Consider the following 20,909-nt stretch of genomic DNA (forward strand, 5'->3'; position numbering starts at 1 on the left):
AATCATGGATCAGAGCATTATCAATTTCAAGGTCTACGAAGACTCCGTGGAGTATGTCGGCATGGCGCAGGCGACCCTGCCCGATCTGACCGCGCTGACGCAGTCCATCTCCGGCGCCGGCATTGCCGGCAATGTGGAGGCAGTCATCCTCGGCCACTTCGACGCGATGACGCTGGGCCTCAACTTCCGCACCGTCACCGATCAGAGTGTGAAGCTCTCCGAGCCCCGCCGCCACACCATCGACCTGCGCATTGCACAGCAGGACGAGGATGTTGTGGCCGGCAAGGTGGTCGTCCGTTCTGTCAAGCACATCCTCGTGGTCATTCCCAAGAGCGACAAGGGCGGCTCCGTCGCCCCCGCAGCGCCCTCCAACGGCTCCGGCGAGTACGCCGTCCGCTACTGGGCGACCTACATTGACGGCAAGAAGGTGCGCGAGGTTGACCAGCTGAACTTCATCTGCTATGTCAACGGCACCGACTACCTGGCCGACGTCCGCAAAGCGCTCGGTATGTAAGGGACCAGACCAAAGCCCGGGGCGGGAGATCCGCTCCGGGCATCTTTTTGAGATTTGAAAGGAGTTATCATCATGGCTGACACTAAGAAGACCGTTGTCCCCGCCGACGCTTTTTCCACCGTCGATCACGACGAGTACGCCGCTGCCGAGGCGCAGGCCAAGGAGAGCGTGGGCAACTTCACCCTCAAGCTGAAAAAGCCCTTCACCTATGAAGGGCAGACCTTTGACGAGCTGAACTTCGACTTCGAGGGGCTGACCGGCGACGACGCCCTTGCCATCGAGGACGAGCTTCAGGCCATTGGCAAGCCCACCATCTCGCCCACCTTCTCCGGCCAGTTCCTGGTACGCATGGCGGCGCGGGCCTGCACCAATACCATCGTTGACGCCAGCGGTCGCCCCCGCCGCATCGGCGACGACGCTCTGCGCGCCCTGCCCATCTTCGAGTTCAACCGCGTCAGAGGCAAGGCCCGCTCTTTTTTGCTGGCATCGGAGCTGTAACCGGCGACGGCGGCGTCTGGCTCCGCAGGCAATGCCTTACTATGGCAAAAACCAATCAAGCCCCCGTTTCCTACTGGCTGTCGCTATCCCTGCCGTCTTTGTGCAAGTGGATCAAGGTCAGCAACCAGCTCGTGAAGGAAGCGCGGGACAGGCGCAAGAAGAAATAATCTGAAAGGAGGGCCGTCTATGGCAGTCCGCAAAGAGTATGAGATGCTATTCCAGCTGAACGCGCAGCTTGGGGGCAGCTACAGCAAGACCTTCAAGGCCGCACAGCAGGAAATCGTGTCCATGCAGAAGGAAATCCAGGCCCTCTCCAAGACGCAGGCAGATATTTCCGCCTTTCAGAAGCAGCAAGCCGCCGTGGAAGCGACGCGGAAGCGGCTGGAGATGCTGCGGCAGCAGTACGACAATATCCAGCGGGAGATGGAGGAGACCGGGAACGATTCGGCCGACATGAAGAACAAGCTGCTGGCAAAGCAGCTTCAGATCGACAAGACCTCCGCCTCGCTGGAAAAGCAGACGGCAAAGCTGAACGAGCTGAGCGGAGCGCTGGAAGAGGCCGGCGTCAACACCGATGACCTCACCCACAGTTCCGAGCAGCTCTCCGGCAAGATCGACACGCTGAAAAAGAAGCAGGGCGAGGCCACCGATAAGGCCATGACTTTCGGCGACAAGGCCGGACAGGCGTTCAACCAGGTACACGAGGCCATCGTGGCCGCAGGTATCGCCGTCGCCCTGAAAGAAATCTACGAATATTTCGCCAGCTGCGCGCAGGAGTCGATGGATTTCGAGAGCGCCATCACCGGCGTAGCCAAGACCACCGACCTCACCGACGAGGAGCTGGCGGCGATGTCGGATTCCATCAAGGCGCTGTCCACGGAGATCCCGGCAACCACCGAGGAAATCGCGGCAGTTGCCGAAGCCGCCGGACAGCTCGGCATCCAGAAGGCTGCGCTGCTGGACTTCACCGAGATCATGACCATGCTCGGCACCGCCACCAACATGACGGCGGACGAGGCGGCGACCGCTCTTGCGCGCTTCGCCAATATCACCGGCATGGCGACGGACAATTACGGACGGCTTGGCTCCGTCATCGTCGACCTGGGCAACAACTTCGCCACAACAGAATCCGAGATCGTGGCGATGGGTACGCGCCTAGCGTCGGCCGGCAAGCTGGCCGGACTGACCGAGCCTGAGATCATGGCTCTGGCGGCGGCTATGTCCTCCGTGGGCATCGAGGCCGAGGCTGGCGGCACTTCCATGACCCAGACCCTCAACGCCATCGAAAAGGCTGTTGCAAAGGGCGGAGACGACCTTTCGGAGTTCGCACGCATCGCGGGTATGTCCTCCGATGAGTTCTCCATCGCATGGAAGAACGATGCCATGAGTGCCCTGACCTCCTTCATCGGCGGTCTGGGCAAGCTGGACGAGCAGGGAGAAAGCACCGTGCTCGTGCTGGAGGACCTGGGGCTGACTGGCATCCGGCAGAGCAATATGCTCAAGGCTCTGGGCCTGGCCGCAGACCAGATGACCGGCGCAGTAAATACCGCAAATACCGCGTGGCAGCAGAATACCGCCCTCACCAACGAGGCCAACAAGCGGTATGCCACCGCGCAGAGCCGGTTGACCATGATGCAGAACGCCTATAACAACCTCAAGGTGGCCATCGGCGACGCCTACACCCCCGCGCTCAGCGAGGCATACGGCGTCGGGACAAAGGTGCTGAACGGCATCACAGCGTTCATTCAGAAAAATCCCGCGCTGGTCAACGCCATCACCGCTTTCGTCGGCGTTATCGGCGCAGTCGTCGCGGCGCTTGCCGCTTACGCAGTAGCCGCGAAGGTGGCCGCTGCCGCCAGCGCGATCCTCACGGCGGCGATCCCCGGCGTCAATGTCATCATGGGTGTCACCGCTGCCGTGGCCGCGATCACGGCCGGCATCGTTGCCCTGGCTACCGCTGCGTCGAACGACGCCGTACCCAGCGTGAAGGAGCTGACCGAAGCCGCCCGCGGTATGCGGGAGGCAATGGACGACGCCAAGGCCACCTACGACGATACCGTCACCTCCACCATGGCGGCGGCAGGTGTCGCAGACACCTACATCGGCAAGCTGGAGGAGCTGGAGGCCGCCGGACTCAACACCGACGAGCAGCACAGGCAGTATCACAATACGCTGGCATTGCTCTGCCAGGTGGTGCCGGAGCTGGCCGATTACATCGACCTGGAGACCGACACCATCAACGGCGGCACTGCCGCGCTCCGCGCCAATACCGAAGCGTGGAAGCAGAACGCCATGCAGCAGGCGTATCAGGATCAGCTTACCGAGCTGTACTCCCAGTATTCCGCTGTGCTGATCGAGGCAGAGGAAAACAGCATCGGACTCACCAAGGCGCAGTACAGCCTGGAGGCCGCGCAGCAGAAGCTGTCTGATACCTACGCGCAGATGGATGCGCTGTGGGCGGACGCTCAGAAGCAGGCGGACGACTACTACGACCAGTACGGTTACTATGCCGACGCGACCTCTTTCCTATCTCAGGAATACTACGACCTGCAGAATTCCATCTACGACACCAACGACGAGATCTGGGCAGCCGAAAAAGCCATCAAGAACTACAACAAGGCGATGGAGGAGGACGCGGATGCCGTTTCCGAGGCCGAGGAGGAGATCGCCCTTGCGGAAGAGGCGGTCAAGAATCTAACCGACGCCATGAACGAAGGCGCCGGCGCATCCGAGGAAGCCGCTGCCCAAAGCAGCGAATTCCAAGCCGTCATCTCCGGCGTTCAGGAGAAGCTCGCCGCCCTCACGGAGTCCTACACCGAGGTGTACAGCGCGGCATATGAGAGCATATCCGGACAGTATCAGCTTTGGGACGAGGCCGCAGATGTCGTTGCAACGAGCGCGGGCAGCATCAATACCGCGCTGGAGAGCCAGATCACCTACTGGCAGGATTACAACACCAATCTGCAATCCCTCACCGACCGCAGCGCAGACATCGAAGGCCTGGGCGACATGATCGCCTCCTTTGCGGACGGCAGCTCCGACAGCGTGAACGCCATCGCTGGCATGGCAGGCGCCACCGACGAGCAGCTGGCCGCTATGGTAGCCAACTGGCAGACCTTACAGCAGGAGCAGCAGAACGCGGCCGGAAGCGTGGCAGACCTCAAGACCGACTTCACGGCCACCATGGACGAATTACAGGCGGCGCTTGCCGAGGACATCGAAGCGATGGACCTGGGCGACGAGGCCAAGGAAAGCGCGCAGGCTACCATTCAGGGCTTCATCGACGGCGCTGTCGGTATGCTGCCCCAGGTGACTGCTGCCTACAACCGCATCGCCGCCGCAGCCAAGGCCGCGTTGTCCACCGCAGGCACCGGCACCGCCGGCAGCATCCCCGGCTATGCGGTCGGCACACAGTCCGCCGCACCGGGTTTCGCCCTCGTCGGCGAGAACGGCCCCGAGCTGGTCTACTTCAACGGCGGCGAGCAGGTCATGACTGCCGAGGAGACTGCCGCCATGCGCGACAGCATGGAGATCCAGGCTATCACCTTCGCCCCGCAGCTCCTGGAGGCGCTGCACGCCATCCAGGGCGACGGCGCGCTTTCAGCCGAGCCGGGCGCAGGCCCAGGCGTCGGCGTGGTGGAGCTGCAGGTCGTGTTCCAGATCCAAGGCAACGCAACGCCGGAAACGGTGGAAGCCCTGCGCGAGTACGGCGATGAATTCACCGAGCGCGTCCTCGAAGTCATGGAGGAGGCCGGCATCGACACCGCAAGGAGGGCCTACAAATGAGCAAGACCTATACCACCATTCAGGGCGACATGTGGGACAGCATCGCATTCTCCCAGCTGGGGAGCGAGGCCTACACCGACCGGCTGATGAATCTGAATCCGCAGTATCTCGGGAACTATACTTTCCCTGCGGGGATCGTGCTGAAGTTGCCAGACCCTGCTGAGAATGTCAGCGACGCCCTGCCCCCGTGGAAGCAGGTGGTCGGATGAGCAACCCGAATCAGGCGCGCCGCGTCACGGCGCAGATCTTCTTCCAGGGCGCAGACATCACCGGCAGTATGCGTCCCTATTTCCTGTCGGCCACCTACACCGACAAGGAGGCGGACGAAACCGACGACCTGCAGCTGAAGCTTCAGGACCGCGATGACATATGGCTCAAAAAGTGGCTGGCTGACGCCATCGACGCGGCAGCCTCCGCAGGGAGCCTGTCCGCGTCCTCCAAGGCCAAGACCGAGAGCACGGCAAAGTCCTACAAGGTCACAGCCAAAAGCGGCTTGAATGTCCGCTCCGGCCCCAGCACCAGCTATGGCAAATACGGCGCGCTGGTCTGCGGCGCGGAGCTGCAGGTCGAGGGCATCGAAAACGGCTGGGCGAAGGTCAGCTACAACGGCAAGACCGCCTATGTCAGCGCATCGTACATCAAGGAATCAGGCGGCGGGGGCGGCGACGCTTCCGCCGCTGCTCCCGCGTCCGCCTCCGGCGCCGGCTTCAAGATCAGCGCCGTTTTCGTCCGGGAAAACTGGACGGGCGGCGGCAGAGATAAGGTGCTGGACTGCGGACAGTTCGAGCTGGACAGCGTTGACGCCTCCGGCCCGCCCAATACCATCACCATCAAGGCGACGGCGCTGCCGTACAGCGCACAGATCCGCCAGACGGAGAAGTCCAAGGCGTGGGAGTTCTACACGCTTTCCGGCATTGCGAACGAGATGGCCGCAGCCAACGGCATGACCTGTATGTATCTCTCCAACAGCGACCCGTCCTACGGCCGCGTGGAGCAGTACAAGCAGAGCGACATCGCCTTTCTTTCCAAGCTGTGCCATGAGGCGGGCATCTCTCTGAAAGCCACCAACAACCTGATCGTACTTTTCGACCAGGAGGACTACGAGAAGAAAAATCCTGTGCTGACCATCGTCCGCGGCAGCGGCAGCTACACCAAGCACAAGCTGAACGCGGGAACGGCCGGAACGCAGTACGCCTCCTGCCGCGTCAGCTACACAGACCCAGGCACGGGGAAGTGCATCGAGGCCACCGTCAAGGTCGAGGACTACAACGACAAGGCCAAGAACAACCAGCAGCTGGAGATCACCGCGAAGGTGGCGAGCGTGGCCGAGGCCAAGACCAAGGCCGAAAAATATCTCCGGCTACACAACAAGTACGCGAAGACCGCCACCTTCACGCTGCCCGGCAATCCGGACATCGTGGCCGGCGTCACAGCTAAGCTCACCGGCTGGGGCGCATGGGACGGGAAATACATTGTCGAGCAGGCCGCGCATTCGGTCGGCTCATCCGGCTATACCACGCAGGTCAAGCTGCGGAAGACATTGGAGGGGTACTGATGGACGAACAGCAGAATATCCTTTCGAGGCTCGTGCAGACCGGCACGGTAACGGCCATCGACAGCGCAAAGCGCAAGGCCCGCGTCAAGTTCAAGGACACGGGTATCATTTCAGACTGGCTCTATGTGCTCCAACATTACGGAGCGAATTTCTACATCGAGCCAGACGCAAAGCACACCCACGAGATCACGGACACCTTCACCGGCGGCGGCTCGGCAAGCGAATACCCCGCGCACGACCATCTGCCCGGCTCGCATTTGACCTACTGGATGCCAAAGGTGAACGACCGCGTCCTCTGCCTTTACCTGCCGGTATTCAATGGGGACGGCTTTGTGTTAGGAGGCTTTTGATTATGGGAATGGTCGGCTGTCTGGGCGACATCGTTTTTACGGTGTCTGACCGCACCGTCGAAACGATCAACAATGTAACCTGGTCGGGGGCTGCCCGGTATGCGACCCATCAGCGGCACGGCACACACGCCCTCACGGAGTTCACCGGCCTTGACCCCGATAAGATGACCTTCGACATCGTTCTTTCTGCCTACCTCGGCGTTGATCCCATCGCCGAGGTCGTGAAGCTGTGGAACTATGAGCGCGGCGGCGTCGCCGTTCCGCTGGTGATCGGCAACAAGGGCTATGGGAAATATCGCTGGTCCGTACTCGACCACAAAATGAAAATGCAGACCTATGACGGGCGCGGAAATGTCACCAGCGCCACCGTGTCCGTCAGCCTGCAAGAGTATCTGAGGGGGTGAAGCTGGCATGAGCTACAAAGTGACTGCATCCGACATCGGCGCGGTGCATCTCAACGAGACTGACACCGTTCGCTCCGTCTTGCAGAATATCGCCATTATCCTTTCTACGCGGCAGGGCACTTGCCCGCTGTACCGCGGCTTCGGCCTGCCGCAGAAGTTCGTGGATAAGCCCCTGCCAGTGGCTATGCCCATGATGTATTCCGAGGTCAAGGAGGCCGTGGAAGAATACGAGCCCCGCGCCGAGGTGGTGAATGTGACCTTCGCGGCCGACAAAACCGCCCTGGGCAGGCTGATCCCTACCGTGGAGGTGAACATCATCAATGAGTGACAGAAACACGGAATATCAGTTCGTTTCCACCGATACCGAAACGATCGAAGCGCTGCTGATCTCCATTTACGAAAAAATCACCGGCGTCAGCGTGAAGCCCGCCAGCCCCGAAAAGCTGTTTATCCAGTTCGTGGCCGCCGTGGTGATCCAGGAGCGCGGGCTGAACAACTACACCGGCAATCAGAACATCCCCAGCCGCGCCGAGGGCGAAAACCTTGACGCGCTGGCCGAGCTGTTCTATGTCACGCGGCGTCCGGCGGCGCAGGCAGCGGTCTGCACCGAGCGCTTCCACATCTCCGAGGCGCAGAGCACGGCAATCCTCATTCCGGCCGGTACGCGCGTCACCGACGCCAGCGGCACGCTGATCTGGGAGACCGTTGCGGACGCCTATGTGTATGTCGGCGCGACCCACGCCGATGTGCAGATCCGCTGCCAGACAGCCGGTGCGGTCGGCAACGGCTACGCCGCTGGACAGATCAACACATTCATTGACCTGTTCGACTACTGCGAGAGCTGCGAAAACCTCACCGTCAGCGACGACGGTGCGGACGAGGCCACCGACGATGAATTCTATGAGCTGATGCGCGCCAGCCAGGACGCTTATAGCTGCGCCGGAGCCAAGGGCGGGTATATCTACTTTGCCAAGCAGGTCAGCACCGAGATCGCCGATGTGGTAGCGAACAGCCCCAGCGACGGGGCGGTGGATCTGTATGTCCTCATGGACGACGGTACCATCGCCACCACAGAGATCAAGAACGCCGTCCTCGCCGCCTGCAACGATGACACCGTGCGCCCGCTGACGGACAAGGTTTCCGTCAAGGACCCGCAGGAGGTGAGCTACAACATCACCTTCACCTACTATGTGCCAAAGGACAGCTCCCTCAGCTCCACGGAGATCAAGGCCGCAGTCGACAAGGCCGTGGCCGAATTTGTCGCATGGCAATGCGGGAAGCTGGGACGCGACATCAACCCCTCTGTGCTGATTGGGAAGCTTATGCAGACCGGCATCAAGCGCGTGGCGCTGACCAGCCCGGTCTTTACCACGCTGCGGGACGGCTCCGATGACACGACGCCGCAGGTCGCGGCGGTCGGCACCATCACCGCCACGAACGGGGGCTACGAGGATGAATAAGGCGCACGGCATCACGAAAGAAAACCTGCTGGCATCGCTGCCGGCAGTCCTGGCCAACGATGACAATATGGCGGCGCTGGCCGCTGCCGTCGCCGAGGTGCTGGCCGACCGCGTAGGCGAGATCGGGCGCGTGTCCATCTACTCACAGATCGACCAACTCCCAAACGAGCTGCTGGACATCCTGGCGTATGACTTCAAGGTAGACTGGTGGGACGCCAACTACACTTTGGAGGAAAAGCGCCGGACGCTGAAAGACTCCTGGAATGTCCACCGCAGGCTCGGCACCAAGGCGGCTGTCGTGTTGGCCATCTCCGCCATCTACCCCGATACGCAGGTCAGCGAATGGTGGGAATACGGCGGCGAGCCGTACCACTTCAAGTTGCTGATCGACGCCACCTATGAGGATGTCGACACCGCCCGGCACCAGCGTGTGATCGACCGCGTTGCCTTTTACAAGAATCTGCGCTCGGTGCTGGACGAGGTGGAATACTACGACGCCGGAGGGCTGGCAACGGAGTATTTCGGCGCGGCCTGCATCGGCTGTGAGATGGTCGACGGCGCGACCGCTATTCGATACTAAAACGGAGGTGTCCTACAATGGCAACATGGAACGGCGTCATCACCAACGCCGGAAACAGCCTGCTCAACGAGTGGGTGAATGAAAAAACTCTGAACTTCGACAGCGCGGCTGCGGGTCAGGGTACCGTCGCGGTGGCGGCGATGATGGCGCAGACCGCCCTTGCCAACCAGAAGCAGGCGGCAAGTCTGCTGGGCGGCGAGAAGATAGCTTCCGGCATTCGCCTGAAGCTTCGCATCGCTGCGCCGGACACGGCCTACACGCTGAATCAGTTCGGCGTATGGGCCAGCGTGGATGGCGGGGCGTCCGCCATGCTCGCCCTGTTCCAGTTGGAGCAGGGCATTCCAATCCCCAGTAAGACGGAATCGCCGGATTTCGTCTACACTTTCTATGCGCTGATTTCCTGCTCGAATACCGGCACCTGGACGGTGACGGTCGACACCAGCACCTGCGTCACGCAGAGCGATATGACTGCCGCCATCACCGAGGCCGTCAAGACAAAGCAGGACAAGATCACGGTCAAGGGCCTGCTGCTGGGCGACGGAAACGGGAACATCTCTGCGGCAGTCGCCGGAAAAGACTACGGTTATCCACTTGCAACAGGCTCAGGAGCGCCGACAGCCGCGACCGCTGGTACCGCAGGGCAGCACTACTACGACAGCTCTACGGGCAAGGAATACGTCTGCAACGGCAAGGACAGCAGCGGAAAATATCAGTGGAAGCTATCCGGCGCCAGCGACGCGACCGACCTGACTTATAACGGGCAGGCTCTCGATGACTTCCTTGACGGCGTTTCCAACGACCTCACTGATCTCGCGGAGGGACTGGACGGCAGTAAGCCACTCACCGGCGCGACTGACCCGACCTCCAGCACGAAGGGCGCAGTCGGCCAGTCGTATCTGAACACCGACACCATGCAGACCTTTTACTGCACGGCGGCCAACGATCAGACCGGCGTCTACACTTGGGAGAAGCCAAAGGGCGGCGGCGTGGCTCCGCAACTGGAGGTCACTGTTACCACCGGCTCGGCCATCACCTGCACGGACGGAGAGACCGTGCTGACTGGCGCCAGTGTCGGCGGCAAGTGCATTTTTGACCTCCCCGGCTATGGTACATGGTCGCTGTATGCCACACTGAACGGGCAGACCACCGCCACCGAAACCGTGGTCGTGGATCAGGTCAAGCAGTACGCGGTGACGCTGAGCTACTTCGCGGCCACGCTGACCGTAACGGCGGAATCCGGTGCCGTTGTGACCGCCACGCTCGGCACGAAGCAGTATTCCGGCACCTGCGGCAGCAACGGCAAGTGTGCGCTGACCGTCAACTATGCCGGCGCCTATACCGTGACGGCTACCAAGAACAGCGTCTCCTCGTCTACGGTGACTGCGGTGGTATCGGCCTCCGGCGGCAGCTATTCCGCCACGGTGAAGTTCTGCACCCTCACCGTGACCATCGACAGCGGCTCCACGGTCAAGGCGGTCAACGGCTCCACCACGCTCACGGCTACCAGCACCGGAACGGTAAAATTCTACCTGCCGAACACAGGCACATGGAATGTCACCGCCACCCGGAATGGAGAGACGGCCACCGGCAGCGCGGCTTGCAGTTCCTACACCGGCTACACGCTGGAGCTTTCCTATGTCAAGGTCTTCGGCGTCTGCTGGAACTACAACGCACAGTCCACGGCGCTGACCCGCTTGAGCAAGACCAGCGACCCGAACGGGCTGGTCAATGTCAACATCACCACAAATCCCGTGCCTGCGGTCGGCACCGGCACCGGCAGCTCACCCTTCGACAGCTATCTCCCCTGGAGCGGCATGGACGAGTACAACATCATCAACAATGCCGTCAGCTACAGGAAGGGAACGACCGGCTTCTCACGGAGCAGCTACGATACCGCCGTCTATATCCCGGAGTATTACTTCCGGATCATCGACGACGCTGCCAACAAGAAGCGGTACTTCTACATCGCGGACAAGGCCAAGAGCGGCTTCACCAAGCACCCCGGCTCCGGCAAGTATGTCGGCCGCTACAACACGATCTCCGGCCATTACTCCAAGACCGGCTCTGCGCCGCTGGTCAACCTGACCCGCGCATCGGCGCGCTCCGGCGCAAGAGGCAAGGGCAGCAAGTGGAGCGAATACGACTTTGCCTCCTGGTGCGCAGTCTGGCTGCTTTATCTGGTAGAATTCGCGGACTGGGACAGCCAGAGCAAGGTCGGGCGTGGCTATGTTGACAACAACAATTCGGCCATCAATTCCGGCGGGACAGACAGCATGACCTATCACACCGGACGCGCATCCGGCACAGACGGCAAGACCGCCGTCCAGTACCGGCATATTGAGAACCCCTGGGGCAATGTCTTTGAGTGGATCGACGGCATCAACTTCAGCGATGGAACCGTCTATGTCTGTACCAATCCGGCCAACTACGCCGATGACACCGCAAGCAACTACTCAAACATCGGAACGAAGTCACAGACAGACGGCTTTATCAAGTCGCTCGGCATGTCGTCGTCTATGCCGTGGGCGTTCTTCCCGACGGCCACCGGCGGATCTGAAACTACCTACGTCCCGGACTACGCCTTTTATTATTCTGGCTGGCGGGTGCTCCACGTCGGGGGTTACTGGAACTACGGCTCGTTTGCCGGCTTGTTTTATTTCTACGCGAGCAACGCCTCGTCGAACACGAACTCCGGCGTCGGTGCGCGGCTCCTTTTCCATCCCTAATGGGGGACCGGGGGCCGCAGCCCCCGGAGGCTTCGTCGACCGCTGCGTGCGCGTGAGAAGTGCCGGCGCGGCAGCGCCATTTTCCTATACCGCGCGAAGCGCGGTCGCGCAAATTTTTGAAATAACGTAATCCGTTATTTCCTCCCGTTTTTCCGTATGCGCAGAGCTGCGGAGTTATAATTCCAAAAGGGACTGTCTGCACGGTGCGCCGGGGGCTTTTCCTGCCCGCCTATTATAATTCTGGCTGGCGGGTGCTCCACGTCGGGGGTAACTGGAACAACGGCTCGAATGCCGGCCTGTTTTATTTCAACGCGAACAACACCTCGTCGAACACGAACTCCAACGTCGGTGCGCGGCAACTTGTTTTCTTTCTCATTGTGCAGGCTTTTCCTCACCGCTTGGTGAAAATATTGTCGGGAGGACAGGGTTTAGTAGGCTGCGGCTCGAAAGACCTTGCAGACAAACAAGGAGCACGAAAGATGCCAAAACGAGTTGGATTCCTCTACGAAAAGATGATGGATCGGGATTTCATCCGGGCCACCATTTACAAGGCCGCAAGGCACAAGCACAAGCGGCGCGAGGTGCGCCGCGTTCTGAAGAACATCGACGAATATGTAGACAAAACCTATGAGATGGTCGCGTCGGAGAGTTTCGTCCCTACGCCGCCCCACGAGAAAGAGATCTACGATGAGAGCAGCCAGAAGCGGAGGGTCATCAAGATCGTACCATTCTGGCCGGACGGTGTGATGCACTGGCTTCTGGTCGAGGCCATGCGGCCGGTACTGATGCGCGGGATGTATCACTGGTCCTGCGCTTCCGTCCCCCGCCGCGGTGCAACGCGCATCCAGAAACATATCCGGCGCACTCTGCGGGACGATCAGAAGGGGAGCAAGTACGCTGCTGAACTGGATGTGCATCACTACTACCCAAGCATTCCGCCCAAGCGCCTGATCTGGGCGCTTGCCCGGAAAATCAAGGATAAGCGGTTCCTGCGCACTGTCTACGCCGTTATCGAATCCTGCGGTGGCGGGCTGGCCATCGGCTACTACATTTGCCAATGGCTGGCGAACTACTATCTGGAAACGCTGGACCACTTCATCTGCGCCATGCCGGGCGTGAAGACGATGACCCGCTACATGGACAACATCACCCTGTTCGGCCCGAACAAGAAGAAGCTGCACAAGGCGAGGCAGGCCATCTCCGACTTCCTGCGTGACCGACTGGGGTTGAAGCTTAAAAGCAACTGGCAAATATATCCCACGGCGAAGCGGATGGTGTCGGCTGTCGGCTATCGCTTTGCACAAACGCATACCATTCTGCGCAAGCGGAACTTCCTGCGCTTCACCCGTCAATGCCGGCGTGTGAAAAAGAAACTGGACGCCGGAAAGCCCATCCCACCCCGGCAGGCATCCGGCCTGTTGTCCAGGGTGGGACAGCTCAAGCACTGCGACAGTCACAACATCAGGGTCAAATACGTCGATCCAATCGGCGTGAAGCATCTAAAGGAGGTAGTACGAAATGAGAGTAAGAGGCGACAACGCGCCCAGCAACGCCTTCTCGCTGGAGGAGCAGCCTAATAATCCGGGGGTAGCCCTGGTGCGCTTCTACGAGAACGCCGAGCCGTTCGAGGAAAAGCGGGACGAGCTGACCATCAGCGGGTGGGTGTATGACGAATATCACCTGGAGCTGGATATGTACGACGGTCTGAGCGAAGACATCCTCGGAAACTATGACGGCTATCTGGCACAGGCCAAGCTGCACGAGGCGGAGGGCAAGACCATCCCCGCCCTGCAGCAGCAGGTAGCCGATCTGGAGACCGACAAGGCGGCGCTGGCGGAAAAGGTGACGACTCTTGAAGGGCAGGTCACCGATACGCAAATGGCGCTGTGCGATGTCTATGAGCAGATTGTCGCCGCGGCTTCTACGACTGGAGGCGAGTAACCGATGGCGAGCAATTACATGGTGAAGGTCTATGCAGACCTGATCCGCAAGGGGAAAAAGACGATCGAGGAAGTTCCCGAACCGCTGCGAGCGGCAGTCCGGGAGATCCTCGAAAATAGCGAGAATGGAGCTGAGGGCTTATGAAAAGCCTTCGGCTCTTTCTTTTATCCATCCTACTGCGAAGGGAGGTGCAAGTCATGGCTGTTGTCTACGCGACCCTTATCATCAAGGGTAAGAAGACCATCGACCAGGTTCCGAGCCTGATTCGGAAGCAGGTCGAGGACATCCTGGCAGATCTCGAAGTCACCATCTGACCACGGCATTGATACGGAGGGCAGCTCCTGCGATGGGGGCTGCCCTTCTTATCACGCGCAGAGGAGGATTGAGAGATGACGCTCAAGGAGATTTTGTTAGGTGGGGGCGGTACGCTGTTTGTGCTGCTGACGCTGATCCAGCTCGCCCCCATCAAGATCAATCCGTGGTCTGCAATGGCAAAGGCTTTCGGGCGCGCTATCAACAGCGAGGTCTTGGAGAAGGTCGGGAGGCTCGAAAGCGAGCTGCAGGGCGTTCGGTCTGGCATGGCCGAGGAAAAGGCCATCAACTGCCGGGCGCGCATTCTCCGCTTCGGCGATGAATGTCTCCACGGCGAGCGCCACACAAAAGACCATTTCGACCAAACGCTCCGGGACATCGCCGCCTATGAACGGTACTGCGAGGATCACCCGGAGTTTGAAAACAATGTAACGGAGCTGACCAGCGACCGGATCAAGGAGATATACCGCCGGTGCTTGGACAGCAACGACTTTTTGCAGTAAGGAGGACTTTCGATGAATGTGCTGGACATGACGATCATTCGCCTGGCCGCAGGCCTTGTGCTGCTGATTGCCGCAAATATCGCCCTCGGCTCCATCAACGCCATCGTTGCCGGCGAATGGGATCGGGCGAAGTTCCGCAACGGCTGTATCAAGAGCGCGGTCGTGGCAATGGCGCTGATCGCGGTCTACTTTTCCGGATACCTCAACCCCGATCTGATGGTGGTGGAGGTCGACGGGCAGACTGTGAATCTGATAACGGCGGTATCGCTGGCCATGCTGGCAGCCTTTACCGCTTACGCCGTCGATGTACTGAAAAAGCTGAAAGATATGCTCTCCACCGCAACACCCGGGGTGGATGCGGCGCCTGCTGCGCTGCCTGCCGGCGAGAGCAAGGAAACCCCTGCCGCCCCCAAGGAGGAATGACCCATGACCGCAGTAGAGCGCGTGATCGCTACCGCAAGAACTGAGATCGGCTATGTGGAGAAAGCCACCAACGCCCAGCTTGAAGATAAAACCGCCAACGCCGGCAGCGGAAACTGGACGAAGTACGCAGCTTTTCTCGACGGTCTCGGTGTCTACAACTTTCCGAAGAACGGCTACGCCTGGTGCGATATGTTCGTGGACTGGTGTTATATCACGACCTTTGGCCTGAGCATCGCCATGAAGATGACGAATCAGCCAATGGGCGGATGCGGCGCGGGCTGCACGCAGTCCGCTGGATATTACCGCGCAGTCGGCCGTTTCCACAAGAAGGCCCCACAGCCCGGAGATCAGATTTTCTTCACCAATGACGGCGGGAAGTCGATGTACCATACCGGCCTCGTTGTCAAGGTCGCCGGCGGAAGGGTCTACACCATCGAAGGGAATACTTCCAGCTCACCTGGTGTCGTTCCGAACGGCGGTATGGTGCGCGACAAAAGCTATTCCATCAACTATGCGCAGATCGGCGGCTATGGTACGCCGGACTGGGATCTCGTCAAGGAGGAAGAGAATATGGCAGAGATGACACAGGACAAGTTCAACGAAATGTTCAAGGTCGCAATGAACGCCTACCGCGCCGAGCTTCAGGACAACGACTGCGGCAATTTCAGCGCGGACGGCCGGAAGTTTGTCACCGAGAGCGGCTTACTGGTCGGCGGCAGTACGCTCCCGAACGGTGAGGCCAATTTCATGTGGCAGGATTTCCTTACCCGTGAGCAGTTTGCAACGGTGCTGTACCGCTTCGCTCAGAAGTTCGGGCTGAGCTAATGGCAAGGCGCAAGCGCAGAGCTGCGAAGAAGCGCAAGATCGAGTGGAGCAAGGTCGTGTGCCTGCTGGCCATGCTGGCCGGTCTGCTGATCGTCCAGGAATGCCTGTTCCTCATGTATCTGTGCATCAAGAGCGGCTACACCGCCGCCGCTGCATGGCTGACCGCGGCCACCGGCGTTGGCGAGGCAATCATCATCGCCGGTGCAAACGGCTACCTCTCACTTGCGAAGTCCGACCACAAGCGCGGCGGGATCACCTTCGAGGCGGCCAAGGCGAAGAACTTCCGCACCGACGAGGAAGACGGAGGCAGCGTCGACAGCCCCGCTATCTGAATAAGGCCCCGTGAAAATGCAAAGTACAGTTGCAGTCCTTGCGGTCGAAAATGTAAGCTACGATTTGAAAAGCCCCCTCGCAGGATTTTCCGTCCTGTCGAGGGGGCTTTTTCCGTTTTCCGGCGCTTTCCCATTTACGGGGCGCACAGGCGCTTTTTCGGCTTGGGCATGCGTCTACCCCATGAGAACACAAATGGCGTGTTGCAACTCACCTACGGGCCTGTCAGGTGGTGTTCCCGCTGACATCCACTATGTCCACCGCAACAATCTCCACCAGTCGGTCGCCGGCCGCGCCCATATTGAGGCAGGAGCCGATGCGGTAGTAGTCCCGGATGTCCTTCTCGGTTCCGTGGATTCTGGTGGTGATGGTGTCGCCGTCGGACAGGCGAACCACCACTACCTTTTCGGTGCACCGCTCCAGATGGGCACAGAATTCCTCGTAGCTCATATTCCCCTTGGCCTTCATGGCGGCGCTGACAGACTGGAGTTCGGCGGGTGTCCAATCTCTGCTCATGGCCATTACTCCTCTATGGTGAAATGCGCGCCTTCTGTCAGCAAAACCGTCCCCGTTCCAGGCTCGTAGGTCATCATGTTCCTGCGACCTATGTATTTGGCGGGCAGTTCTCCTGCTGCCACACGGTCAAGGTTAAACGGCGTCGGCTCCCATTTGCCGAAATAGCCTGGGCATTGCGCCACCATCTTGTCCCACTCTTTTTTTGTGTAGTGCTTCATACGCATACCTCCTACTCGACTTTCAATGTCATGTATGTAAAAGGGGCGGCGATTCTCCCCTGTGCCGACGGGTTCCCGCGACGCCCCAAGCGGGGCGTTTCGGCCTGTACCCAGCAGGCCATCATCAGGCGGGCGTTACCAGGTGTCGCGGTGCGGGATGAACTCGACCTCGGCACCAGCCGGAACCGGGTCGCATGGCTCTCCATCGAAGTCGTTATCCTGCTTCGTGCAGATGGCCGGATGGCGATCCGCCCGGGGGTCGACATCGACATACAGCCGACCGCCGCATTCGTAGACCGGGCGGCTCCAGCTGTCGCGGCCGACGAAGGTCAGCTGCAGAGGCATCTCCCATTCCACCGGATTCTTCATGATTGCCCAAGCGGACAGCGGGAGCTTAATTCCGCCAGGCATATCCTCCAAGGCTTCGAGCATCCCGCACTCGTCGCATATCTGCACCCCTGCACGCCGGCTCAACGCATTCTTCGACGGGTTGATGTTCATGGACTGCCTGCCACACCTGGGGCACGGGAAGTCCTTTCCGTATTGCTTTGCCGCAAATTCCTCAATAAATTCTCTCGGGCTGTTCATTGGTATCCTCACTTTCTGTCGTGGATCTCCTGGAGTTCGTCAATAGTTGCCATGTCAACCTCCAGGGCGTCGATCATATTCTGGAGGCCGTCCGCAAGACCCTTGGCCTCCGGGTGCGCTCCGGCACCTTCCAGGGCTTTTTCCTGCATCGCGCGGTAATTGTCAATCTCAGCCCGGATGCCGCGCCGGGCGTAGGACAGAATCTTCAGGTAAGTCATGCACATCACCGCCCGTCAGGCCGCCGGGGTAGCGGCGTCCTTGGGGGCCTTGGCGGCCTGCTCGGTCTTGACCTTGGCAGGCTTTTTGGCCGCAGGCTTCTTCGCGGCCTGCTTCTTGGGAGCGGGAGCCGGTGCGGTACCGGTCTCGATGGCCTCAATCTCGTCCAGCTTTTTCACGATCCGGCGGGCCTTCTGGAGCTCGCCGCGCACGGTCTTCAGCTCGGCCTCCTTGTCGGCGATGGTCTTGCCCAGGGCCTCGAAGGACACCAGAGCGTCGGAGCCAGTGATGGACTGGGCCAACTTCTGGAGGCCCCGGAGCTTCCGCAGGTCGGCGCACAGGGCCTCGGCGGCGGTCAGCTTCTTGTTGATGGTGTTCATGTACTCGGTCTTAGTCATGGTAATTTCCTTTCTCCCCGTAGGCCCGGTAGGTCAGGCGATAATTAACCCTCTGCGATTTCTTCGATGGTTCCGTAAAGGTCTTCTATGTCCAGCTCTCCAAGAGAGTCAACGACACCCTCCAGAGCATCGATGTACTCCTGCATCTGCTGTCCTCTGTCTGATTCCTGGAGCCCCTCCGGCAAGTTGTCGTAAGCCTCCTGCTCCTCGTTCAAGACATCCTGCAGGGCTTCCTTGACAGTTTCCAGGACGGTCGAGAGCTCGTCCATCTGCCCGAGGATTGTCCTTAGCGACTTGCGCCGAATCCTGTTCATGTTCTCCCCCCCCCTCAAAATGGAAGGCAAAACAGCCAGAGTTTGTGGATCACGCTGCTCTCTGGGTGCTTCTTATGGAGATCGTCCACGATGTCGAGGATCTTCACCCCGACGGGGTTGTACCCGAAGAAGTGCCAGCGAGCGCCGTCGAACCGCTGATAGAAGCGGTTCGTGTGCCACCGGCGCTGGATGGTCCAGCGGCCGGGGTACATGGCGTTCATCAGGAGCTTACAGGTCCTCGCGGTGTAGGTGACGCGTCCGACCTTCTGGCCGTGGAGCTCGAACCGGGTGCCAACCGGCATCGTCATCACCTCGGCCGCATAAGCGACCACGGAAAGGATAGCGGGTTTCTTCATGAGTCTCCCTCCTCAAATCTCGTCGCTGCCGTCGATCTCGAAGATTGTGGTGACGGCATCGCGCTCCAGGATGAACATGACGTTGGTGATCGTCTGGCCCTCGCTGTGCTCCTTGATGTCCTTGGCCAGCCGGTACAGGTTCTCGACGGTGGGCTGGAGCACGTCCGCGCTCTTGAGCATCTTGTCGTACTGATCGTAGGTGCCGCGGGTGTAGAGGTCGTTCTTGATGCAAGCGGCCTGGACGGAATCATCGGACCAGCGGCGGATTGCCTTGATGTCGGGGGTGTTCATGGTTAGTTATCTCCTTTCTGTTCCGGCTTGAGCTTGAAAGCATCGAACAACCGCTTGCCATCTTCGCCGTAGATCGTCTCCACGGTGGTTAGATTCCCAAGGGCCTTGCTCATCGGGGTTCCGTAGGTGCCGCGTTCCCACAACCCAGAGGCCTCCGCCATCTTCCAGAAGCAGTTGACCTCGATGCCAGCGTTGGGGCCGGGGAATGCGTGATGCTTTGTAAATCGAGCCCTGATGAAGTTCTCACACCACTCAACCTTGACCTGTTTCATTTCGCGTTCTCCTTCGTTTCTTTTGAGTTATTATATGTTGTTATCGTGTTCCTGTGAGCATACGATACATCATTCTGCTCGTCTTGTCAACACTTATTTTCGTTTTTCTTGAAAAAAGTTTTGACAAAGCGAAACTTACGTGTTATTGTATTCTCGAAGGAGGTGAGCCCTGTGGTGTCCTACAAACCGTTATGGCATACCCTAATTGATCGGGAGATGAAAAAGATGGAGCTGGTGGAAAAGGTCGGAATGAGCCGAGCCACTCTGAGCAAGCTGAATAACGATCAGTATGTTTCGCTGGAAGTGCTGGACAGAATATGTGAAGTATTAGAGTGCCCCATTCAAGATGTTGTGAAAATAGAGAACGGAGAGTAGTTACGATGTATGACGATATTCTTGATCGCGGGATTAAGCGAACCATCATATCGTTTGATCCGTTTCTAAAGCGAGATGATGTGAAGGGTCTGACCGATGCACAGGTAGGCAGACGCTTCGGTTTGGCAACCTCTACGGTAAAAGCAATGCGTCTGCACCAGGACGTCCCCTTTGACACCATCCAGAAGATTTGCCATGTACTCGGTTGCCAGCCAGGCGATATCTTGAATGCAACAGAGGTCTGGACTATACTGCCTACAAAAAAAGACCCGGACGATTGACGTCCGGGCCCTGTGGAGCGGCTTACTTCTTGCTATGTATCGGCGCACCTGTGCGGCTCTTTGTCCGCGGCTCGCTGTTCGGCTCCCGCACGATGAGGTCGGAGACTTCGCAGCCAAGCGCCTCACATATCAGGTCTATGTGCTCCAGCTTCACCCGCTCCGCGAGTTCGTGGTACAGCTCATTGATGGTCGATGGGCGAATACCTGTCATCCGAGCGAGATCCGCTTGCGTCCACCTCCGCTCGCCAAGCCGGGTGGACAGTAAAATCCTAATCATAGCCAAGCTCCTTTACGTGAGATTCTAACAAGGATTTTAAGATCCCGCTGGATTTTGTGAGAAAATCACGTATTCCGTTAGAACATTGGCGTAAGGCAAAAAGAGGCCGCTACACAGGGAATGCCCTGCATAGCGGCCTCTTTTTTCATTTCTCCGCACATAGCGGACAGACCAAGACGAACACTCCGCCGACTGCATAGATCGTCGGTGTGGTGTTCGCCTGGCTCTCTTTTGGTGGACCCGAAGGGGATCGAACCCTCGACCTTACGGATGCGAACAAGCCCCTAAAACTTTTTTCGAGCATTTCCGGCCCTTTTTAGCTGTTTCAGTTCCGCTCTACTTCATCTTTGAGCATCTTTAACCATGCTGTTTCCGTGTGGTCCGGAACGGTGTGTGGTAGGTTCTGTGGTCAGAAACGCTCCCCAGCCCTTGCCGGTGTTTTCGCCGACAGGGACGGGGAGCGTTTTTCATGCTTCTAACTCCTGCATTGTACCTCTGTGGACGGGATTAAGCAAGTCATTTCTGTGCTGTCCACGGCTCAGAAATTGGGGGACTGTAAACAAAAAGAACTTTGCCAGTCAGTTTGACTTGATACTCCAT

Annotated in this window: 31 protein-coding genes; 21 read left to right on the forward strand and 10 right to left on the reverse strand. The window is 59.2% G+C overall.

Annotated features, from left to right (window positions below; genetic code table 11):
* The first annotated feature begins 4 nt into the window (after positions 1-4).
* The 19 genes from WHJ28_RS09340 to WHJ28_RS09430 all read left to right on the forward strand — a co-directional run bounded on the left by WHJ28_RS09340 (position 5) and on the right by WHJ28_RS09430 (position 16,209).
* Positions 5-514, forward strand: a complete 510-nt coding sequence (locus tag WHJ28_RS09340; protein WP_050619022.1) for a phage major tail tube protein — start codon at positions 5-7, stop codon at positions 512-514.
* A gap of 72 nt (positions 515-586) precedes the next feature.
* A complete protein-coding gene (locus WHJ28_RS09345; protein WP_340041909.1) occupies positions 587-1,012 on the forward strand; it encodes a hypothetical protein in 426 nt (141 codons plus the stop codon).
* A gap of 186 nt (positions 1,013-1,198) precedes the next feature.
* Complete coding sequence (locus WHJ28_RS09350) at positions 1,199-4,798, forward strand: phage tail tape measure protein (RefSeq protein WP_340041910.1); 3,600 nt, start codon at positions 1,199-1,201, stop codon at positions 4,796-4,798.
* Positions 4,795-5,007 (forward strand): tail protein X, encoded by a 213-nt coding sequence (locus tag WHJ28_RS09355; RefSeq protein ID WP_340041911.1) that lies wholly within the window; start codon positions 4,795-4,797, stop codon positions 5,005-5,007. Before WHJ28_RS09350 ends, WHJ28_RS09355 begins: the two co-directional genes overlap by 4 nt.
* A complete protein-coding gene (locus WHJ28_RS09360; protein ID WP_340041912.1) occupies positions 5,004-6,353 on the forward strand; it encodes an SH3 domain-containing protein in 1,350 nt (449 codons plus the stop codon). The genes WHJ28_RS09355 and WHJ28_RS09360 overlap by 4 nt, the downstream gene beginning before the upstream one ends.
* The gene (locus WHJ28_RS09365) at positions 6,353-6,703 is read left to right on the forward strand and encodes a hypothetical protein (protein ID WP_340041913.1); all 351 of its coding nucleotides are present in this window, start codon (positions 6,353-6,355) and stop codon (positions 6,701-6,703) included. Before WHJ28_RS09360 ends, WHJ28_RS09365 begins: the two co-directional genes overlap by 1 nt.
* A 2-nt stretch (positions 6,704-6,705) precedes the next feature.
* Entirely contained in the window at positions 6,706-7,107 is a 402-nt protein-coding gene (locus WHJ28_RS09370; RefSeq protein ID WP_340041914.1) for a phage tail protein, read from the forward strand.
* Between the two features lie 7 nt (positions 7,108-7,114).
* Positions 7,115-7,435: a GPW/gp25 family protein gene (locus tag WHJ28_RS09375; protein ID WP_340041915.1), complete on the forward strand. Its 321-nt coding sequence runs from the start codon at positions 7,115-7,117 to the stop codon at positions 7,433-7,435.
* Positions 7,428-8,567 (forward strand): baseplate J/gp47 family protein, encoded by a 1,140-nt coding sequence (locus WHJ28_RS09380; RefSeq protein WP_340041916.1) that lies wholly within the window; start codon positions 7,428-7,430, stop codon positions 8,565-8,567. The genes WHJ28_RS09375 and WHJ28_RS09380 overlap by 8 nt, the downstream gene beginning before the upstream one ends.
* Positions 8,560-9,147: a phage tail protein I gene (locus WHJ28_RS09385; RefSeq protein ID WP_340041917.1), complete on the forward strand. Its 588-nt coding sequence runs from the start codon at positions 8,560-8,562 to the stop codon at positions 9,145-9,147. Before WHJ28_RS09380 ends, WHJ28_RS09385 begins: the two co-directional genes overlap by 8 nt.
* A gap of 17 nt (positions 9,148-9,164) precedes the next feature.
* The gene (locus WHJ28_RS09390) at positions 9,165-11,873 is read left to right on the forward strand and encodes a hypothetical protein (RefSeq protein WP_340041918.1); all 2,709 of its coding nucleotides are present in this window, start codon (positions 9,165-9,167) and stop codon (positions 11,871-11,873) included.
* A 479-nt stretch (positions 11,874-12,352) separates the two neighbouring features.
* Complete coding sequence (locus WHJ28_RS09395; protein WP_340041919.1) at positions 12,353-13,450, forward strand: RNA-directed DNA polymerase; 1,098 nt, start codon at positions 12,353-12,355, stop codon at positions 13,448-13,450.
* On the forward strand, positions 13,392-13,814 hold the full coding sequence (locus WHJ28_RS09400; RefSeq protein WP_050619034.1) for a hypothetical protein: 423 nt from the start codon (positions 13,392-13,394) through the stop codon (positions 13,812-13,814). Before WHJ28_RS09395 ends, WHJ28_RS09400 begins: the two co-directional genes overlap by 59 nt.
* A gap of 3 nt (positions 13,815-13,817) precedes the next feature.
* Positions 13,818-13,958, forward strand: coding sequence for a CD1375 family protein (locus WHJ28_RS09405; RefSeq protein WP_340041920.1), 141 nt, complete (start codon positions 13,818-13,820; stop codon positions 13,956-13,958).
* A 53-nt stretch (positions 13,959-14,011) separates the two neighbouring features.
* Positions 14,012-14,128, forward strand: coding sequence for a CD1375 family protein (locus WHJ28_RS09410; protein WP_340041921.1), 117 nt, complete (start codon positions 14,012-14,014; stop codon positions 14,126-14,128).
* Between the two features lie 75 nt (positions 14,129-14,203).
* Positions 14,204-14,629, forward strand: coding sequence for a hypothetical protein (locus WHJ28_RS09415; RefSeq protein ID WP_050619035.1), 426 nt, complete (start codon positions 14,204-14,206; stop codon positions 14,627-14,629).
* 12 nt (positions 14,630-14,641) lie between these two features.
* Positions 14,642-15,052, forward strand: coding sequence for a hypothetical protein (locus tag WHJ28_RS09420; protein ID WP_340041922.1), 411 nt, complete (start codon positions 14,642-14,644; stop codon positions 15,050-15,052).
* Positions 15,053-15,055: 3 nt separating this feature from the next.
* Positions 15,056-15,877 carry a CHAP domain-containing protein gene (locus WHJ28_RS09425; protein WP_325207148.1) on the forward strand — a complete coding sequence of 274 codons (822 nt, stop codon included), beginning with the start codon at positions 15,056-15,058 and terminating at the stop codon, positions 15,875-15,877.
* Entirely contained in the window at positions 15,877-16,209 is a 333-nt protein-coding gene (locus WHJ28_RS09430) for a hypothetical protein (RefSeq protein ID WP_050619038.1), read from the forward strand. Before WHJ28_RS09425 ends, WHJ28_RS09430 begins: the two co-directional genes overlap by 1 nt.
* 223 nt (positions 16,210-16,432) lie before the next feature.
* Here WHJ28_RS09430 and WHJ28_RS09435 read toward each other — a convergent pair whose 3' ends face one another.
* The 9 genes from WHJ28_RS09435 to WHJ28_RS09475 form a co-directional block, all read right to left on the reverse strand.
* Complete coding sequence (locus tag WHJ28_RS09435) at positions 16,433-16,723, reverse strand: hypothetical protein (protein ID WP_340041923.1); 291 nt, start codon at positions 16,721-16,723, stop codon at positions 16,433-16,435.
* A gap of 5 nt (positions 16,724-16,728) precedes the next feature.
* Positions 16,729-16,941 (reverse strand): hypothetical protein, encoded by a 213-nt coding sequence (locus WHJ28_RS09440; protein WP_340041924.1) that lies wholly within the window; start codon positions 16,939-16,941, stop codon positions 16,729-16,731.
* 135 nt (positions 16,942-17,076) lie between these two features.
* Positions 17,077-17,442, reverse strand: a complete 366-nt coding sequence (locus tag WHJ28_RS09445; RefSeq protein ID WP_340041925.1) for a hypothetical protein — start codon at positions 17,440-17,442, stop codon at positions 17,077-17,079.
* 95 nt (positions 17,443-17,537) lie between these two features.
* Positions 17,538-17,747 (reverse strand): hypothetical protein, encoded by a 210-nt coding sequence (locus WHJ28_RS09450; RefSeq protein ID WP_340041926.1) that lies wholly within the window; start codon positions 17,745-17,747, stop codon positions 17,538-17,540.
* A gap of 15 nt (positions 17,748-17,762) precedes the next feature.
* Entirely contained in the window at positions 17,763-18,143 is a 381-nt protein-coding gene (locus tag WHJ28_RS09455) for a hypothetical protein (protein ID WP_340041927.1), read from the reverse strand.
* 44 nt (positions 18,144-18,187) lie between these two features.
* Complete coding sequence (locus WHJ28_RS09460) at positions 18,188-18,457, reverse strand: hypothetical protein (protein WP_340041928.1); 270 nt, start codon at positions 18,455-18,457, stop codon at positions 18,188-18,190.
* 14 nt (positions 18,458-18,471) lie between these two features.
* A complete protein-coding gene (locus WHJ28_RS09465; protein WP_340041929.1) occupies positions 18,472-18,813 on the reverse strand; it encodes a hypothetical protein in 342 nt (113 codons plus the stop codon).
* 12 nt (positions 18,814-18,825) lie between these two features.
* Positions 18,826-19,104 carry a hypothetical protein gene (locus WHJ28_RS09470; protein ID WP_340041930.1) on the reverse strand — a complete coding sequence of 93 codons (279 nt, stop codon included), beginning with the start codon at positions 19,102-19,104 and terminating at the stop codon, positions 18,826-18,828.
* Between the two features lie 2 nt (positions 19,105-19,106).
* Positions 19,107-19,376: a hypothetical protein gene (locus tag WHJ28_RS09475; RefSeq protein ID WP_340041931.1), complete on the reverse strand. Its 270-nt coding sequence runs from the start codon at positions 19,374-19,376 to the stop codon at positions 19,107-19,109.
* Positions 19,377-19,550: 174 nt separating this feature from the next.
* Here WHJ28_RS09475 and WHJ28_RS09480 point away from each other — a divergent pair, with 174 nt between their 5' ends.
* Positions 19,551-19,751, forward strand: a complete 201-nt coding sequence (locus WHJ28_RS09480) for a helix-turn-helix domain-containing protein (RefSeq protein ID WP_340041977.1) — start codon at positions 19,551-19,553, stop codon at positions 19,749-19,751.
* A 5-nt stretch (positions 19,752-19,756) separates the two neighbouring features.
* The gene (locus WHJ28_RS09485; RefSeq protein WP_340041932.1) at positions 19,757-20,032 is read left to right on the forward strand and encodes a helix-turn-helix domain-containing protein; all 276 of its coding nucleotides are present in this window, start codon (positions 19,757-19,759) and stop codon (positions 20,030-20,032) included.
* Between the two features lie 22 nt (positions 20,033-20,054).
* Here WHJ28_RS09485 and WHJ28_RS09490 read toward each other — a convergent pair whose 3' ends face one another.
* A complete protein-coding gene (locus tag WHJ28_RS09490) occupies positions 20,055-20,309 on the reverse strand; it encodes a helix-turn-helix domain-containing protein (protein ID WP_087394812.1) in 255 nt (84 codons plus the stop codon).
* Positions 20,310-20,909: the final 600 nt, after the last annotated feature.

Source organism: Flavonifractor porci (assembly GCF_037572415.1).
GTDB classification, from domain to species: Bacteria; Bacillota; Clostridia; order Oscillospirales; family Oscillospiraceae; genus Flavonifractor; species Flavonifractor porci.

Excerpts from the sequence above, each read along its gene's own strand:
- WHJ28_RS09420 (WP_340041922.1), top strand. The coding sequence starts at position 14,642 with ATGAATGTGCTGGACATGACGATCATTCGCCTGGCCGCAGGCCTTGTG.
- WHJ28_RS09395 (WP_340041919.1), top strand. The coding sequence starts at position 12,353 with ATGCCAAAACGAGTTGGATTCCTCTACGAAAAGATGATGGATCGGGAT.
- WHJ28_RS09375 (WP_340041915.1), top strand. The coding sequence starts at position 7,115 with ATGAGCTACAAAGTGACTGCATCCGACATCGGCGCGGTGCATCTCAAC.
- WHJ28_RS09400 (WP_050619034.1), top strand. The coding sequence starts at position 13,392 with ATGAGAGTAAGAGGCGACAACGCGCCCAGCAACGCCTTCTCGCTGGAG.
- WHJ28_RS09415 (WP_050619035.1), top strand. The coding sequence starts at position 14,204 with ATGACGCTCAAGGAGATTTTGTTAGGTGGGGGCGGTACGCTGTTTGTG.
- WHJ28_RS09345 (WP_340041909.1), top strand. The coding sequence starts at position 587 with ATGGCTGACACTAAGAAGACCGTTGTCCCCGCCGACGCTTTTTCCACC.
- WHJ28_RS09410 (WP_340041921.1), top strand. The coding sequence starts at position 14,012 with ATGGCTGTTGTCTACGCGACCCTTATCATCAAGGGTAAGAAGACCATC.
- WHJ28_RS09450 (WP_340041926.1), bottom strand. The coding sequence starts at position 17,747 with ATGACTTACCTGAAGATTCTGTCCTACGCCCGGCGCGGCATCCGGGCT.
- WHJ28_RS09425 (WP_325207148.1), top strand. The coding sequence starts at position 15,056 with ATGACCGCAGTAGAGCGCGTGATCGCTACCGCAAGAACTGAGATCGGC.
- WHJ28_RS09385 (WP_340041917.1), top strand. The coding sequence starts at position 8,560 with ATGAATAAGGCGCACGGCATCACGAAAGAAAACCTGCTGGCATCGCTG.
- WHJ28_RS09340 (WP_050619022.1), top strand. The coding sequence starts at position 5 with ATGGATCAGAGCATTATCAATTTCAAGGTCTACGAAGACTCCGTGGAG.
- WHJ28_RS09380 (WP_340041916.1), top strand. The coding sequence starts at position 7,428 with ATGAGTGACAGAAACACGGAATATCAGTTCGTTTCCACCGATACCGAA.
- WHJ28_RS09370 (WP_340041914.1), top strand. The coding sequence starts at position 6,706 with ATGGGAATGGTCGGCTGTCTGGGCGACATCGTTTTTACGGTGTCTGAC.
- WHJ28_RS09440 (WP_340041924.1), bottom strand. The coding sequence starts at position 16,941 with ATGAAGCACTACACAAAAAAAGAGTGGGACAAGATGGTGGCGCAATGC.
- WHJ28_RS09445 (WP_340041925.1), bottom strand. The coding sequence starts at position 17,442 with ATGAACATCAACCCGTCGAAGAATGCGTTGAGCCGGCGTGCAGGGGTG.
- WHJ28_RS09405 (WP_340041920.1), top strand. The coding sequence starts at position 13,818 with ATGGCGAGCAATTACATGGTGAAGGTCTATGCAGACCTGATCCGCAAG.
- WHJ28_RS09470 (WP_340041930.1), bottom strand. The coding sequence starts at position 19,104 with ATGAACACCCCCGACATCAAGGCAATCCGCCGCTGGTCCGATGATTCC.
- WHJ28_RS09435 (WP_340041923.1), bottom strand. The coding sequence starts at position 16,723 with ATGAGCAGAGATTGGACACCCGCCGAACTCCAGTCTGTCAGCGCCGCC.
- WHJ28_RS09390 (WP_340041918.1), top strand. The coding sequence starts at position 9,165 with ATGGCAACATGGAACGGCGTCATCACCAACGCCGGAAACAGCCTGCTC.
- WHJ28_RS09490 (WP_087394812.1), bottom strand. The coding sequence starts at position 20,309 with ATGATTAGGATTTTACTGTCCACCCGGCTTGGCGAGCGGAGGTGGACG.
- WHJ28_RS09350 (WP_340041910.1), top strand. The coding sequence starts at position 1,199 with ATGGCAGTCCGCAAAGAGTATGAGATGCTATTCCAGCTGAACGCGCAG.
- WHJ28_RS09460 (WP_340041928.1), bottom strand. The coding sequence starts at position 18,457 with ATGAACAGGATTCGGCGCAAGTCGCTAAGGACAATCCTCGGGCAGATG.
- WHJ28_RS09365 (WP_340041913.1), top strand. The coding sequence starts at position 6,353 with ATGGACGAACAGCAGAATATCCTTTCGAGGCTCGTGCAGACCGGCACG.
- WHJ28_RS09360 (WP_340041912.1), top strand. The coding sequence starts at position 5,004 with ATGAGCAACCCGAATCAGGCGCGCCGCGTCACGGCGCAGATCTTCTTC.
- WHJ28_RS09430 (WP_050619038.1), top strand. The coding sequence starts at position 15,877 with ATGGCAAGGCGCAAGCGCAGAGCTGCGAAGAAGCGCAAGATCGAGTGG.
- WHJ28_RS09485 (WP_340041932.1), top strand. The coding sequence starts at position 19,757 with ATGTATGACGATATTCTTGATCGCGGGATTAAGCGAACCATCATATCG.
- WHJ28_RS09355 (WP_340041911.1), top strand. The coding sequence starts at position 4,795 with ATGAGCAAGACCTATACCACCATTCAGGGCGACATGTGGGACAGCATC.
- WHJ28_RS09475 (WP_340041931.1), bottom strand. The coding sequence starts at position 19,376 with ATGAAACAGGTCAAGGTTGAGTGGTGTGAGAACTTCATCAGGGCTCGA.
- WHJ28_RS09455 (WP_340041927.1), bottom strand. The coding sequence starts at position 18,143 with ATGACTAAGACCGAGTACATGAACACCATCAACAAGAAGCTGACCGCC.
- WHJ28_RS09465 (WP_340041929.1), bottom strand. The coding sequence starts at position 18,813 with ATGAAGAAACCCGCTATCCTTTCCGTGGTCGCTTATGCGGCCGAGGTG.